The 14434-nt window shown below is 60.5% G+C and carries 15 protein-coding genes; 5 read left to right on the forward strand and 10 right to left on the reverse strand.

The annotated features are described in order from the left end of the window. From IE127_RS15295 to IE127_RS15330, 8 genes are all read right to left on the reverse strand, one after another. Positions 1 to 672, reverse strand: a 672-nt coding sequence (locus IE127_RS15295) for an outer membrane protein (protein WP_189426572.1), incomplete at its 3' end; no start/stop codon positions are given. A 124-nt stretch (positions 673 to 796) separates the two neighbouring features. Beyond that, the gene (locus IE127_RS15300) at positions 797 to 1609 is read right to left on the reverse strand and encodes an aldo/keto reductase (protein ID WP_189426573.1); all 813 of its coding nucleotides are present in this window, start codon (positions 1607 to 1609) and stop codon (positions 797 to 799) included. A gap of 89 nt (positions 1610 to 1698) precedes the next feature. After that, positions 1699 to 2301 (reverse strand): NAD(P)H-dependent oxidoreductase, encoded by a 603-nt coding sequence (locus tag IE127_RS15305; RefSeq protein ID WP_189426574.1) that lies wholly within the window; start codon positions 2299 to 2301, stop codon positions 1699 to 1701. Further along, on the reverse strand, positions 2302 to 3705 hold the full coding sequence (locus tag IE127_RS15310; protein WP_189426575.1) for an FAD-binding oxidoreductase: 1404 nt from the start codon (positions 3703 to 3705) through the stop codon (positions 2302 to 2304). Further along, positions 3702 to 5009 carry a cytosine deaminase gene (locus tag IE127_RS15315; protein ID WP_189426576.1) on the reverse strand — a complete coding sequence of 436 codons (1308 nt, stop codon included), beginning with the start codon at positions 5007 to 5009 and terminating at the stop codon, positions 3702 to 3704. Before IE127_RS15315 ends, IE127_RS15310 begins: the two co-directional genes overlap by 4 nt. A gap of 22 nt (positions 5010 to 5031) precedes the next feature. Further along, positions 5032 to 5823: an ABC transporter permease gene (locus tag IE127_RS15320; RefSeq protein ID WP_189426798.1), complete on the reverse strand. Its 792-nt coding sequence runs from the start codon at positions 5821 to 5823 to the stop codon at positions 5032 to 5034. Between the two features lie 136 nt (positions 5824 to 5959). Next, positions 5960 to 6787 (reverse strand): ABC transporter ATP-binding protein, encoded by an 828-nt coding sequence (locus IE127_RS15325; protein ID WP_373297328.1) that lies wholly within the window; start codon positions 6785 to 6787, stop codon positions 5960 to 5962. A gap of 67 nt (positions 6788 to 6854) precedes the next feature. Then, the gene (locus IE127_RS15330; RefSeq protein ID WP_189426577.1) at positions 6855 to 7871 is read right to left on the reverse strand and encodes an ABC transporter substrate-binding protein; all 1017 of its coding nucleotides are present in this window, start codon (positions 7869 to 7871) and stop codon (positions 6855 to 6857) included. Positions 7872 to 8087: 216 nt separating this feature from the next. On the opposite strand from IE127_RS15330, the gene IE127_RS15335 reads away from it, so the two are divergent. From IE127_RS15335 to IE127_RS15345, 3 genes are read left to right on the forward strand one after another with little or no spacing between them, the layout of a single operon-like run. Then, positions 8088 to 8477, forward strand: a complete 390-nt coding sequence (locus IE127_RS15335) for a RidA family protein (protein WP_189426800.1) — start codon at positions 8088 to 8090, stop codon at positions 8475 to 8477. A gap of 10 nt (positions 8478 to 8487) precedes the next feature. Continuing rightward, positions 8488 to 9282 (forward strand): creatininase family protein, encoded by a 795-nt coding sequence (locus IE127_RS15340; protein WP_189426578.1) that lies wholly within the window; start codon positions 8488 to 8490, stop codon positions 9280 to 9282. Between the two features lie 42 nt (positions 9283 to 9324). Then, positions 9325 to 10308, forward strand: a complete 984-nt coding sequence (locus tag IE127_RS15345; RefSeq protein ID WP_189426579.1) for an MDR family oxidoreductase — start codon at positions 9325 to 9327, stop codon at positions 10306 to 10308. Positions 10309 to 10314: 6 nt separating this feature from the next. Here IE127_RS15345 and IE127_RS15350 read toward each other — a convergent pair whose 3' ends face one another. Further along, positions 10315 to 12183 carry an ABC transporter ATP-binding protein gene (locus tag IE127_RS15350; RefSeq protein WP_189426580.1) on the reverse strand — a complete coding sequence of 623 codons (1869 nt, stop codon included), beginning with the start codon at positions 12181 to 12183 and terminating at the stop codon, positions 10315 to 10317. A gap of 51 nt (positions 12184 to 12234) precedes the next feature. Continuing rightward, on the reverse strand, positions 12235 to 13224 hold the full coding sequence (locus tag IE127_RS15355) for a potassium channel beta subunit family protein (protein WP_189426581.1): 990 nt from the start codon (positions 13222 to 13224) through the stop codon (positions 12235 to 12237). A 499-nt stretch (positions 13225 to 13723) separates the two neighbouring features. Between IE127_RS15355 and IE127_RS15360 the strand changes: the two genes are divergently transcribed. Beyond that, positions 13724 to 13984 (forward strand): hypothetical protein, encoded by a 261-nt coding sequence (locus IE127_RS15360; protein WP_189426582.1) that lies wholly within the window; start codon positions 13724 to 13726, stop codon positions 13982 to 13984. Between the two features lie 70 nt (positions 13985 to 14054). Next, entirely contained in the window at positions 14055 to 14426 is a 372-nt protein-coding gene (locus tag IE127_RS15365) for a VOC family protein (RefSeq protein ID WP_189426583.1), read from the forward strand. Positions 14427 to 14434: the final 8 nt, after the last annotated feature.

A 14434-nucleotide genomic window follows, 5' to 3' on the forward strand; every position in this document is an offset into this window, starting at 1 on the left:
GATGCCGGCGCGGACGACGCCGAAATTGTGACCGGCATCGACTGAACCGCCCGGGATGGTGGTGTAGGTCTGCGAGCCGACATCGTGATAAAGATATTCGGCCTTGAGCGTGATGTTCTCGGCGGCCATTGCCTCGAGACCACCACCGACGACCCAGCCAACGTGCGTGTTGCTCTGCGAGGTTGTGACCCCGGCAGGATCGGTGATGCTGGCCGTGCCACGGGCGACGGCAACACCGCCGGTGACGAACGGCATCACCTGACCGAAGGTCGCGCCAGCGCGCAAGCGGGCGGTACCATAGCCATCGAGTTTGGCATTGAGTTCGCCGATTGCGCCAAGGTCCTGGCTGTAGCCGAGATCGGTCCACTGCAGGTCGCCTTCAGCGCCGAGCACGAAGCCACCGAAATCCATGTTGTAGCCGGCCTCGGCGCCGATCTGCCAGCCACCGGTATTCTCTTCGGTGGTGGGGCCACCCGCAGCGGGCGTGGTGGACAGGGTGCCCCAGCCATAACCGCCGGTGGCGCCGACGTAAAAGCCGGTCCAGTTGGAGACGGGCATCGGGTCATAAACGGGAGTGCTGGCCGGTGCTCCGCCCCAGCCGAGATCGGCCGCCTGAGCGGGGGCCGACAGGACCAGTGCGCAGCCAATGAGGGTTGGGATTGCGTATTTCATTTCAGGCTCACCAATTAGCAAAGGTAGAGCCTTCAATGCGACCTATCCCGTTAAGGAAGTGGCAAGCAATAGGGTTAATGCGAGAGTAAAGCCGGGCGAATGGCTGTCCGCCCGGCACCTGAGATCAGTCCCAATCGGGACCCCAGTCAGGATTGATGCGACGATCGCCCCGATCGATTGTGTCGATCAACTCGATGTCATCGGGGCTGAGCGTGAGGTCCAGCGCCTTGAAGTTCGAGCGAATGCGCTCCGCCTTGCTGGAGGTGGGGATTGCGGCGTAGCCGCGGGCAAGCTCCCAGGCCACCGCGACCTGCTCGACAGTTGCATTATGTCGCTCGGCGATCTCTCGCAACTTCGGCTCATCACCGAGGCGTCCCTTGGCGATCGGCAGATAGCAGGTGATGCGGATATCCTTTTTCATGCAGTAATCGGCAAGCTTGCGGTTCTGCATGAACGGGTTGAGTTCGACCTGATTGGTCAGCAGGGTGCCGGGCCCGAGGATTTCCTCGGCTTTATCGATCAGGGCGATGGTAAAGTTCGACAGGCCGATATGCTTGGTGAGGCCGCGCTGTTGCGCTTCAGCAAGCTGCGGCAAGTATACCTCAGGGGCGATCTCGCCATTTGGCGATGGCCAGTGAATGAGGGTGAGATCGACCTGATCGAGCTGCAGCGCCTCGAGGCTCTTTTCCAGCGAGGGAATAAGCGTGCCGTCGGCGAAGTTGGAATGATCGATCTTGGTGGTGACGAAGATCTCGTTGCGCGCGATACCCGAGCGGCGGATTGCTTCGCCGTTTTCGCGCTCGGTGTTATAGACCTGAGCGGTATCGAGGTGCCGGTAACCGGTCTCGAGCGCAGTGGTGATTGCCGCAATTCCCTCGTCTCCGGTCCGTCCGAATGTTCCGAAGCCCAATCCCGGCATGATGTTGGTATCTGGCATAGCGCGCCTCCTTTTTCCTCTCGCGTCTTTAGGGACTTAAACGCCAAGAGGACCGATGCAAAGGTGCGCGTGGGAAAAACTGAGCCAGGTTAAAGGCTTGCCAGCTCCGATCTGACCTTGTCGAGAAATCCGTTGAGTTGCGCCTCGCCATTGTTGTTCATGTCGTAGAGCGCCAGGTATTTCGGAGGCTGCTGGGTGCGGAACGTCGCCCAGGCCCAGCGCCGTGCGAGCCGGCGCGGCGGATCACCCATCAGCATGGTGCGCCATCGATTGCCGCCATAGGTGGTAACGAACGCGACTTTCCTGATGTTCTTGAGGTTCGGCACGAGCGTGCCGGTTTCATTGTTCTTTCCGCCTGTGAGCACGAAGCTGACACCCGGAAGGTAGATGCGATCAAAATAACCCTTGAGGATTGCCGGGTAGCCGTAGTTCCAGACCGGATGGACAAAAACCAGCGCTTCGGCGGCCCGAAGACGCTCGACATAAGGCGCCACGGCCGGGGTCAGGTTGCCTGGCACTTCATGGTAGTTCAACCGCTCCTCGCGGCTCAGGACGGCATCGAACCCTTCATCATAAAGGCTAAGGGCATCGACTTCGTGCCCTGCCTCGGTCAGCGTTTCAACGGCTGCATGAAACAGGGCACGGTTGTAGCTGGTCTCAACCGGGTGAGCGTGAACGACGTGGACCCGCATTCACGCAGCACCCTTTGCCGGTTCGAGGCCGGTGAAGAGCCAGGCACGACCGGAATTCAGATCGAAATCCGGATCGTCCCAGGCGATCATCTTGCCGGGATTGAGCAGCCCCGAGGGGTCAGCATCGTGCTTGAAAGCAAGTTGGGCCTGATCGGTCCGCTTCATGCCGCCTTCCTCGAGGGTGAAGCGGTGCGGGTTGAACACTAGGCAGTCGTTTTCCTCGTGGATGCGGATGATCTCTTCGAGCCGCTCCTCGCTCGTGTAGCGCACGATCGGCAGGCCCGAAAACACCACGCGGCCATCGAACCGGGTCATCTCGATATGCATCGGCATCTCGTCGCCCAGCATCGAGACGATCCGCTCCACGTGCTCGAGGGTGGGATATTGGGTCTGCAGGTAGGTAATCGAGGGATCGACCTTGAGGCCGCGCAGGGTCGTGTGATTCCAGGCGAGCTCGTAGATCGGCGGCAGGCGGCGCTTTTCGGTCTCACCGATCTTGTCGGCACGGTAGAGAAGTTCGCCACCATGATGGCCGAGATGCACCAGCAAGGGGTCGACGGCGACAGGCGCCGCCATGATCAGCACCACCGATTGCCCGTCCTTGATGTAGGGCTTGTGGCGATTGAAATAGTCCTGCGGAATTGGTGCTGCGCAGGGAGAGAGTTCCTTGAGAAGCAGCGAGTCCTGGCGTCCCACCGCCTCGGCGAAGCGGCATGCGTCGATGAAATCGTCGAACCCGACCATCATGTCGACCCACTCATAAGCCGGCGCCAGCGGCATTTCGGCTTCGACGATGATGCCATTGGTGCCGTAGGCGTGCGCGACCTTGAGGATGTCCTCGCCGGTCAGTTCGAGTTCACGCGGTTCGGCTTCGCAGGTGATGACCTTGAGCCTGAGGATCGAGCCGAGATTGCGCAGGCCGCCCCAACGGATCGATCCGACGCCGCCGGAACCGCCGGCGATGAAGCCACCAAGGCTGGCCATGCGATAGGTCGAGGGGTGAAAGCGCAGCTCGCCGCCGACGGCGGCTTTTGTCGCTTCATCGAGCTTTTCGAGAACGATGCCGGCCTGCGCACGGACGCGTTCCGGCGTGATCTCGATAACCTTATCGAGGTTCATCAGGTTGAGCATGGCACCACCTGACAGCGGCATGGCCTGGCCGTAATTGCCGGTGCCAGCGCCGCGCGGGGTGATCGGCACACCATGCCGGTGCGCCTCGCGCAGGACGGTCTTGACCTCTTCGACGCTGCGTGGAGACACGACGATTTCAGCCGTCACCTGATCGAGACGGGCTTTAAGAATGGGCGAATACCAGTAGTGGTCGCGGCTGCGCTGCTGAACGATCCGCGGATGATCCTCGACCGGGATATCTCCGAGGGCGGCACGGAATTCTGCAATGCTCATTGGCGGGCTCCCATAAGGTCGTCGAGTTCACGGTAATCGGGCAGGCTGGTCTCGATCGGCAGGCCGTCGCGCAGGACGAGGCGATTGGACTGCGGACGCGCCATCAACTCGCTCCAGTTGCGGGCGCCGAAGACGATCAGGTCTGCCGGCTGGCCGATGGCAATTGTCGCAGAGTGCGCAAAGCCGCATTGCTTCGAGGCGTCGGCGCCGATGGCGCGCAACCAGGTCCAGGCCTCGGATTGCGGATGATCGAAATGGGTGATGCGCGCGGCCTCTCGCAGGACTTCGAAACCGTCGAGATCGCCATAGGCGTAGAATGGATCGCGCGTGTTGTCGGAGGCGATGGTGACCGGGACGCCGGCAGCGCGCAATTCATTGACGAGGGTGACGCCGCGCCAACGAGGCGTGCGAACGGCGTTGCCGCCAGGCGTGCGGTCCTGCAGATACATGTTGCACATGGGCAGTGACACCACGCCGATGCCAGCCTTTGCTGTCAGCTCGATCGTTTCCTTGGCGACATCCTCGCCCTGCATCGCAAGAACGCAGCAATGCCCAGCCGTGACACGGCCCTGATAGCCGGTTTCGGTAACGGCTTTGGCCAGCGACTTCAGCGCATCTGCCGATGGGTCGCCGGTTTCGTCTGTATGCAGATCGAGGTCCAGCCCGAGTTCGCCGGCAGTCTCGACAAGGCGCAGCATGATTGTACGGTTTTCAGGGTGGACGCCAGACGATCCACCCAATACGCCGCCGGCTGCCTTGGTGCGTGTCGCGACGGCTTTGAGCGCATCGGGATCAAGAATGGCATCCGGCCCCAGAAGCGCTACGCCTTGCAGTTCGATCTTGCCGGCCCAGGCATCACGGGTCTTTTCAAAGACATCCCAGCTGATTTCGTGCTGAGGCGGGGCCATATCGAGATGCGTACGCAGGGCTGCGGTGCCATGCGCATACGCGCAGCGCAAAGAGAAATCCATGCGGCGTTCGACATCTTCTGCCGCCCAGTTCGCCTCGCGATCTGCAAGAACAGCGCCGAGCGCGCCCGCCCAAGTGCCATCGGGGTTTTGCCTGCGTGGCCAGATATGGCCCTTGTCGATATGCGTGTGCATATCGGTAAAGCACGGCAACACCAGCCCGCCGTCATGCTCGACGCGGCCAAGGCGGTTGCGTGTGGTGTGGGCCGGCGCGATGTCAGCAATCAGACCATCGCGGATGGTGATGTCGCAGCGCGTTAACGCACCTGATTGTGGATCGTCGTAGACGGCCTTTGGAATACTGACATTCGCCAAAACCAGATCGGCGCCTGTCATTGGGGTCTCTATCGTCACAGTCTCAATTCTCCCGCTTGATGGCGCTTTCATGCCATTTGTGGAGCGTCAGCCAGGAGATGAAGGACGTCAACGCGAAGATGGCGATGCCGGTGCAGCACAATAGGATGAGCGCTGCGAACAGCCGCGGCAAGTTCAGCCGATACTGGCTCTCGAGCAGGCGGAAGGCGAGCCCAGACCCCTGCCCGGCCGAGCCGGCAGCAAACTCGGCGACCACCGCAGCGATCAGCGCCAGCCCGCCGCCAATGCGCAGCCCCGCCATGAAGTAGGGCATCGAGCCGGGGATCTTCAGAAACAACAGGGTCTGCCAGGACTTTGCGCCGTAAAGCTCGAACAGGTTCATCAGGTTATGATCGACGCTCTTCAGGCCCTGCGCTGTATTTGACAGAATGGGAAAAAAGGCGACGAGGAAGGCGCAGATCATCAATGCGGTCGGCGTATCGGGCGCATAAATGAGGATCAGCGGCGCTACCGCGATGATCGGCGTGACCTGTAGAATGACGGCGAACGGAAACAGGGCCAGTTCGAACAGGCGCGACTGCACGATGAGAATGGCGAGAATAACCCCACCGATCAGTGCGACAGCAAGGGCCGAGAAGGTGATCCTGACAGTGACCCAAAGGGCCGGCCAGAGCGTTGCGGAATCGAACAGCAGCGCGTTCACCGTGTCGACGGGCCCCGGCAGAATATAGGTCGGGACCTCGTTAAGAGTGACGAACAGGTGCCAGGCAAGAATGCCGAGACCGAGCGCGACGATGGGCACGACGATCTGAAGGATCTTTTCGCGGTTGGTCATCCGCGGGCGCACAATGGTGACGGCGCTATCGGTGCCCTTGGTTTCGGTTTCGACGGTTGCCGGGGTCGCGGGCGCCTCGGCTTCGCGCCGTACACGCTCCTCGCGGATATGGTCACTGGCTGTGGCTTCGCTCATCTCAGCTCTCCGCGGAATGAATGGCGGTCTGCAGCGAATCCGACACCATCTCGCAGATTTCGCGATAGGCTTCGGACGTGCGATAGGCGCTGTCGCGCTCAGCGGGCTGGTCAATTTCAAGATCGGAAAAGACCTGGCCGGGACGCGCGCGCATGACGACGATGCGGTTCGACAAATAGGCAGACTCGTAGACCGAGTGGGTGACGAAGATCACCGTGACGCCGGTGCGCGCCCAAAGATCGAGCACGTCATCGTTGAGTTTCTGACGGGTGATTTCATCAAGGGCGGCGAACGGCTCGTCCATCAGCAGCAGCTTCGGGCGGGTGACCAGCGCCCGCGCGATCGACACGCGCATCTTCATGCCGCCGGACAGTTCACGCGGATAGGCCTCAGCAAAATCGGCAAGCCCGACACTTGCGAGATTCTCCATGACCTTTTCACGCGCCGCCGATTTTGACACGCCGCGCAGCTTGAGCGGCAGGTAGACATTGCCGAACACAGTCTGCCACGGCATCAATGTCGGCTCCTGAAAAACGAAGCCGACATCGCCTTCCGGCAGGCCCTTGGAATTGATCTTCGAACTCGGCCAATCAATGGTACCGGTCGAGGCCTGCCCAAGTCCGGCGATGATCCGCAATGCCGTCGACTTTCCGCAGCCAGACGGGCCGAGTAGGGAAATGAATTCTCCGGGCCGGACGTCGAGCGACATGTCCTTGAGGGCCAGAGTGCCGTTCGAGAACATTTTCGAGACGTTCTGCATGGTCACGACGAGGCGGCGTGGCGGGGCCTGTTGCGCGGCTGGCGCTTCGGCGAAGGCTGTGTCTGTCACGTCAAACTACCCGGGTTAGGGTGAAAACGGCGCGGATCGCATATCCGCGCCGAAAGACCAGCGCGAACTATTCGGCGCTGGCAAGATCGGTGCCGACACCATTGCAGACGAACTGCGTGGTGTAGGCTTGCGAGATATCGATGCCCTCTTCGTAAAGACCGGCCTCGATCATATCGTCGTAAAAGGTCTGCCAGCGCTCATCCGTCATGCAGCCGATCCCCTGATCGATGGCTTCACCGGAAACGGCGATCTCGTATTCCTTCATCTTTTCGAGGGAATAGGCGAGCTGTCCGTCCGTCATTTCCGGATTGTCGGTCTTGATCAGATCGTTCGCTGCGGTGTTGTCGCCGTAAAGGTAATTGTACCAGCCGATGATCGAGGCTTCGACAAAACGCTGCACCATGTCGGTCTCGTTCTCGACCAGTTCGGTGCGGGTCTCGATCGTCGTGGAATAGGGCGCATAGCCGTAATCGGCGAGCAGGAATACCTTCGGTGCCCAGCCGGCCTGGCGCTCAATCTCGTACGGCTCGGAGGTAAGATAGCCCTGCTGCACCGACATTTCGTCGGAGATGAACGGTGCGGGATTAAACGTGTAGGGCTCGTACATGTCGTCCGAGAAGCCCTCGAAATTGGCCTTCATCCAGGGAAAGAAACCATCGAAGAAACTGGATTGGCCAATGATGAGCTTCGAAGCATCGGCGAGATCCGCAACGCTTTCGAACGGTGCGTCGGGATGCGCGAGAAGAACTTGCGGATCCTTCTGGAAGATGGCGGCGACGGTGACCACCGGGATGCCCTCATCGACCGCGTCGATTGTCGACATGCCGCCCATGTAGAATTCCACCTGGCCCGCTATCAACAGCTGCCGGCCCGGGGATTGCGGCCCGCCGGGGCGGATGGTGACGTCGAGGCCATATTCCTCGTAGGTGCCATCTGCCACGGCCTGATAATAGCCGCCATGCTCTGCCTGGGCGAGCCAATTGGTGGCGAAGGTTACCTGGTCGAGTTCCTGCGCCTGCCCTTGGCTGGCCAGACCGGCCAGAGCCATCACCGGCAGGACTGCAAGGCTGCGTGATAGGTTCATACTGGGCGTCTCCCTGTTGGCAGGCCCTCCGCCTGCTGAATTCTTGTGCGCATCAAAGCGACTGCCCAATCTTTTCTTTTTTCTGCCCCGCTTGTGAAGCCAAAAAATTCGTCATATGCACATTTTGCTCATCACGTGTGCAATTGCCGCATGGCAAGAGGGTTGTCTCATGCCCGCCAACTGGCTCATATGCCTCTCAAAAAGGAAGCCGACATTATGGGCACTTCCCTCAATCCCGCGACGATCCACCCGCCTTTTGCACCGTATAGCCACGGCATGACGGTGCCAGAAGGCCAGCAATTGGTGTTCTGCTCGGGCCAACTGGGGATAACGGCCGACGGCACGGTGCCGCCAACCTGCGGCGAACAAACAAAGGTCTGTTTCGACAACGTCGCCGCAATTCTTGCGGAGGCCGGCATGGACCTTTCAAACGCCATTCGCATCAACGCCTATGTCAGCGGGCGCGAGCACCTGTCAGAGTACATGGCGGTAAGAAACCGGCTGTTTGCCGAACCCTACCCCGCCTCGACCCTGATGATCGTGTCGGGCTTTGCCCGCCCCGAATTCGTCGTCGAGATTGAAGTCATCGCCGCCGGCCCAGCCTGAAGGAAAACTCATGCCCCGCAAGATCTGGTGGACAGAATTCACCGCGCCCGAATTTGCTTCGCTTGACCCCGAAAAAGCCATCGCCATCCTGCCGATCGCGGCGGTCGAGCAGCATGGTCCGCACCTGCCGGTGGGCGTCGACACCTATATCAACCAAGGCATGCTGGACATGCTGGCGCCCCGTATTCCGGCGGCAATGGATGTGCGGATTTTGCCGGTGATGAGCATCGGCAAGTCCAACGAACATATCTGGGCGCGCGGCACGATCAGCCATGTGGCAACCAATCTGATCGAAGCGTGGACGCAGGTTGGGCTCGAGGTGGCGCGCGCCGGCATCAAGAAGATCATCCTTGTCAATTCGCATGGCGGCAACGAGGACATCATGTCGATTGTCGCGCGCGAGCTGCGGGTGCGGGCCCGCATGCTAGCGGTACGCAGCGGCTGGCGATTTCCGCAGCCCGAGGGAGTGCTGAGCGAAGAGGAACGCCGCCACGGCATTCATGGCGGCGATGCGGAAACCTCGCTGATGCTGCATTTTCAGCCGCATCTCGTCGACATGTCAAAGGCGGAGGATTTCGTGACGGTTCACCGCAGTGACGAGGCGGACTACAAATATCTTCGTCCGACCGGATCGAGCCACGCCTATGCGTGGATCGCTTCGGACGTCAATCCAAAGGGCGCAGCAGGGAATGCAGCGATCGCTACTGCCGAAAAGGGCAAGGCACTGGCCGAGGCGCAGATCGCAGGCATGCTGGAACTTCTCGCGGAGGTCGAGCGCTACCCCTTACCAACAGATCCAAACTGATTGCCGCGGACCCGCTGTTCGCACGCATACCGAGGAGGTCCGATGTCTTTCAAAGCTCTCGTCAGTCGCCAGCGCGAAGACGGCTCAATCACTTCACAGGTTGAAACGCTTGAGGACGACGCCCTGCCCGACGGCAATGTTACGGTTGCCATCGACCATGCCGGGCTAAACTACAAGGATGCGTTCTGCCTGACCGGGCGTGGCGGCCTGGTGCGCAACTATCCAAACGTTGCAGGGATCGATTTCGCCGGCACCGTCGAGGATAGCAGCGATGACCGCTACAAGCCCGGCGATGGCGTGATCCTGACTGGCTGGCGCGTGGGCGAACTGCACTGGGGCGGGTATTCGCAGAAGCAGCGGGTCAATGCCGACTGGCTGGTGCCACTGCCCAAGTCTCTTGATGCACGAAAGGCCATGGTGCTCGGCACAGCGGGGCTGACGGCCATGCTCGCAATCACCCGCCTCGAAGAGCTTGGTATTCACCCGGACAGCGGCACGATCCTCGTGACCGGCGCCAGCGGCGGCGTCGGCTCGATCAGCATCATGTTGCTGAAGACGCTCGGTTATAAGGTTGCGGCGCTGACCGGCAAGCCAGGGGAGCTCGATTTCCAGGCGCTTGGCGCCGATGAAATCGTTGAGCGGCAGGGCTTCATGGCGCCGGAGGACAGGCCGATCGACAGCGCTCGGTATGCCGGTGCCATCGATACCGTCGGGGGCAGCATTCTCGGCCGGGTGCTCAAGCAGATCTCCTATGGGGGCGCTGTCGCCTCGCTCGGCAACGCCGCCGGCATCGATTTCGAGACCAGCGTTCTGCCGTTCATTCTGCGGGGCGTGACGCTCGCGGGGATCGACAGCGTGATGCAACCCTACGATCCGCGCGTGATCGCGTGGGAACGGCTCGGCAAGCTGTTCGATTTCGACAAATACGAAGCGCTGGTGGAAGAGATTGGCCTCGAAGGCCTTCCGGATGCCGCAGACCGCATTCTCGACGGCAAGATCAAGGGGCGTGTTCTGGTGACGCCCTGACGCGGTTCAGCGGTAGCCGGCGGCCTGTATCTCGAAAAGATCTGCATAGACCCCGCCGGCGGCCACCAGATCCTCGTGAGGCCCCTCCTCAATGATGCGGCCGCCTTCGAGGACGATTATTCGGTCAGCAACGCGCACGGTCGAAAACCGGTGGGAGATCAACAGGGCAGTCTTGCCCTCGGCCAGACCAGTGAAGCGGCCGAAGACTTCCGCTTCCGCGCGCGCATCGAGCGCCGATGTCGGTTCATCAAGGACCATGACCTGAGCATCGCGCATATAGCCGCGTGCGATGGCGATCTTTTGCCACTCGCCGCCGGACAAGTCCCGACCCTCATTGAACAGGCGGCCCAGCACCTGCGCATACCCGTCGGGAAAGCCCGAGATCACATCAGCGGCGAGGCTGCGGTCCGCGGCCTGACGTATGCGCTCCTCGTCCTCCATATGCTCGATATTGCCGATGCCGATATTCTCTCCGGCGGTGAAGCTGAAGCGCATGAAGTCTTGAAAGATCACGCCGATATTTTCGGCAAGGCTGCGCGCTGACATCTGTTTGAGGTCAATGCCGTCGACTGTCACGCGCCCTTCATCCGGATCGTAGAGGCGCGTCAACAGTTTGACGATGGTGGTCTTGCCCGCCCCGTTCTCACCCACCAGCGCCACCGTCTCGCCCGCTGCGATCTCGAAGCTGAGATTACGGATGGCCCACTGATCCGACTCGGGATAGCGGAATCCCACATTCTCGAACCGGATGGCGCTCCTGATCGGCACCGGAAACGGCTTCGGGTCGTCGGCCTCGACGATTGACGGCTTGAGCTCGAAGAAGCTGAACAGATCATCGAGGTAAAGCGACTGGCCGGCGACCTGCGTGAACCCCAGCATGATCTGGTGGAACAGCCCGTTGAGGCGCAGGAATGAGCCGGACAGAAATGCGAGATCCCCGATCGTGAAATCACCAGAGATCGTGCGCCACACGATATAGGCGTAGGCGCCATAGTAAGTCAGGGTCGAGATCGCAGCGAACACGCCGCCCCAGATGGCGCGATCAACAGCGAGCTTTCGGTTATCGATGAAGATGGCCCCGGCCAGTGTTTTGAAGCGCTCGACGAGGAAATCACCGAGGCCGAACAGCTTGACCTCTTTCGCGGTTTCCGGTCGCGCTCCAATCCAGCGCACATATTCGAGTTGGCGACGCTCCGGAGTGCGGCCACGATTGAGGGCATAGCCCCGGAGATTGAAGCGCTGCTCGCCCCATACGGCCGGAAACATCGAAATGAACAGCAACAGTATGAGCCAAGGCGCATAAACGAACAGGCCGGCGGCGAGCGTTGCGACGGTGATGATGTCCTGAGCCTGGCCGAAAATCTGCGACAAGACCGAGTTGCGGCTCGCAGCCTGGCGGCGCGCGCGTTCGAGGCGATCCTGATACTCAGGAGACTCGAAATGCAGCAGATCGAGCCGGGCCGCATGCCGCAGCAAATCAACGCTCACGGTGTTGGAATGCAGTTCGCCGAGAACGCTATCGACCAGCGAGATCGCCCGGGTCAGCAGGTCATTGCCGATGACAAGCGCAAATTCCAGCGCCAGCAGAACGGCGACGGTGGCGAGAGCGCCGCTCTGCCACAGCGTTTCCAGGTCGGCGCCTGGAGAGACAATTCCGGTTAGCCGCACTACCTCATCGATGATGAGCTTGCCGACATAGAGCATCGCCACCGGCTGCAGCGCCTTGATAAGGCGCAGCCCGATGCTGGCGGACGTCAGAAAGCGGCTAGTGCGCCAGATCTGCCGAAACAGGCTGCCGAGATGGCGCAGATTCGCCATGCGCTCGGCAAAGCTCATCTGATCCGGCGTGATCGGGCCGCTGGAGGGTTGTCTCATGTGCCTGGTGGTTGCGTGGTGCCGGAGAGCCTCCCCACCGGCACCAACGGGTCAGAAGGTTTGCGGCTCTGCAGGCTTGTTGCCCATGATCTCGTCGATCCGAGCAAGCACATCCGGCGTCAGCCGATCCTTGTGCTCGAGCGCCGAGAGATTGTCCTCAAGCTGGCTCTTTTTCGAAGCCCCGAGAATGACTGTCGATACGTGCGGATTTGCAAGGCACCACAAGAGCGCAAGGTGATGGATCGGCATGCCGATGTCCTTCGCTACATCCGCGAGCTGCTTGATCTTCTCGAGCCGGCGCTTGCCATCTTCGCTCTCCCAGGCCTTTTTCAGCCATTCGTACCCGGGAAGGTTAAGGCGGCTGTCGGCGGGAATTCCGTCATTATATTTGCCGGTCAGGATGCCAGAGGCGAGCGGCGACCAGATGGTGGTGCCGAGCCCCATGAGGTCATAGAGCGGGCGGTAGTCGCCTTCGACCTTATCGCGCACGAACAGATTGTATTGCGGCTGCTCCATCACTGGCGGCGAGATCTTGAGATCCTTCGCGACAGCCCAGGCCTCGGTCAGTTGCTGCGCGGACCATTCCGAGGTGCCCCAGTACAGCACCTTGCCCTGTGTAATCAGGTCATGCATGGCGCGCACCGTTTCTTCGATGGGCGTTTCGATATCCGGACGATGGCAGAAATAGAGATCGAGATAATCGACTTTCAGACGCTTGAGCGCAGCATGGCAGGCATCGGTGACGTGCTTTCGCGAAAGGCCGCGCTGCGTGGGCTTGTCGCCGCCCCAGTAGACCTTCGAGGACACCGAGAATGTATCGCGGCCCCAGCCAAGCTTCTGCAGCGCATCACCCATAAGCGCCTCGGAAACTCCTGCCTCGTAGCCTTCGGCATTGTCGAAAAAGTTGATGCCCTGATCATAGGCCAGGGACATGATGTTCATGGCCTCTTTCTCGTCTACCTGCTTGCCGAAGGTGACCCAGGAGCCAAGAGAGAACTCGCTGACCTTGAGGCCAGACTTGCCAAGACGGCGGTACTGCATGAGCAAAATCCTCTTGTTCAGTCGGAAACGTCGTGCTGCGCCAGCAAGCATTTTTGATGCAGTGGGCCGTGGCCGGGGCTGGCGGACGACGAAGGTTTGGAGCGGCGGGAGCCACGTGCAATTTGGAGTCTAGCCCTGTGCCAGCGGGCCGCCAAGCGCCATTCCACGCATCCGGCGGACAGGACACGGCTTGATCTTAATGCCCGTTGCCCCTATCTAGAAGCATCGGCTTACGCGCCGAACAGTTTTGCGCGTTGTCGCAATGTCATACTCTCCCTGTACTTTCTGGCTGAATCGCGCCTAGGGCGCCCAGTCTTTTGGTCGAGTGCATGACACTTCATTTCAGTGACCACGTACATCGCTCGGATGGCGGTCACATCATTTTCCCGCAGATTTCGCTGCATCCACACCGGGAGCCAGGACTTCTCGTCCGGCCAGGCTGTTGGAAGCGCGAGGTCGGCAATCATTGGCGCCAAGAAGGCGCCGGAAACAAGAGACCATGCGAACAATCAATCTGAACATTCCCGCTGACCTGTTTCTTGGCAGCGATGCCGAAACAGCCCAGGCACAGGGCCACAGGCATTTCACTACTGCTGCTGCCGCGATCCGCTTTGCGATGGAGCAGGCGGCGCCCGTCAGCCTTCGTGGGGCATTGCTGAAATCCGGTGAGCACTGGCTGAACGGCGACGATATCCGCCAAATCTACCACAACGACACCGCTTTCAGGCAGTCCGGCGCAGGCGCGCGGGTTTTCGCCTGAGACGCGACTAAGGCTCGTGAACCTTAGGCGCGCATCGACGTTTGATGCTCGCCAGCCGTGGAGGTTCACGATGCTCAATGATCTTGATTCATCCGCCATCATCGCGGTGAGCGACATTGGTCGCGCTCGCGAGTTTTATGCCGAAACCCTTGGTCTCGAATTGCTGGACGAGGGCATGGGAGGGGTGATGGTGTTCAAGACGGGCAGGACCAGTCTTGTCGTCTATCCCTCGCAGTTTGCCGGGACCAACAAGGCGAATGCCGTTGTCTGGGGTGGCGCCAGCGATATCGAATCCCTGGTTTCAAAGCTAAAGGCGAAAGGCGTCGTGTTCGAACATTATCCGGAGCTGGGCCTTGAAGGTGATATCCACGGTTCCGGCGATATGAAGATGATCTGGTTCAAGGATCCGGACGGAAACATTCTGCACGTCAATACTATGTAGGCCCCAGC

This window comes from Devosia pacifica (genome assembly GCF_014652635.1).
Classification (GTDB): domain Bacteria; phylum Pseudomonadota; class Alphaproteobacteria; order Rhizobiales; family Devosiaceae; genus Devosia; species Devosia pacifica.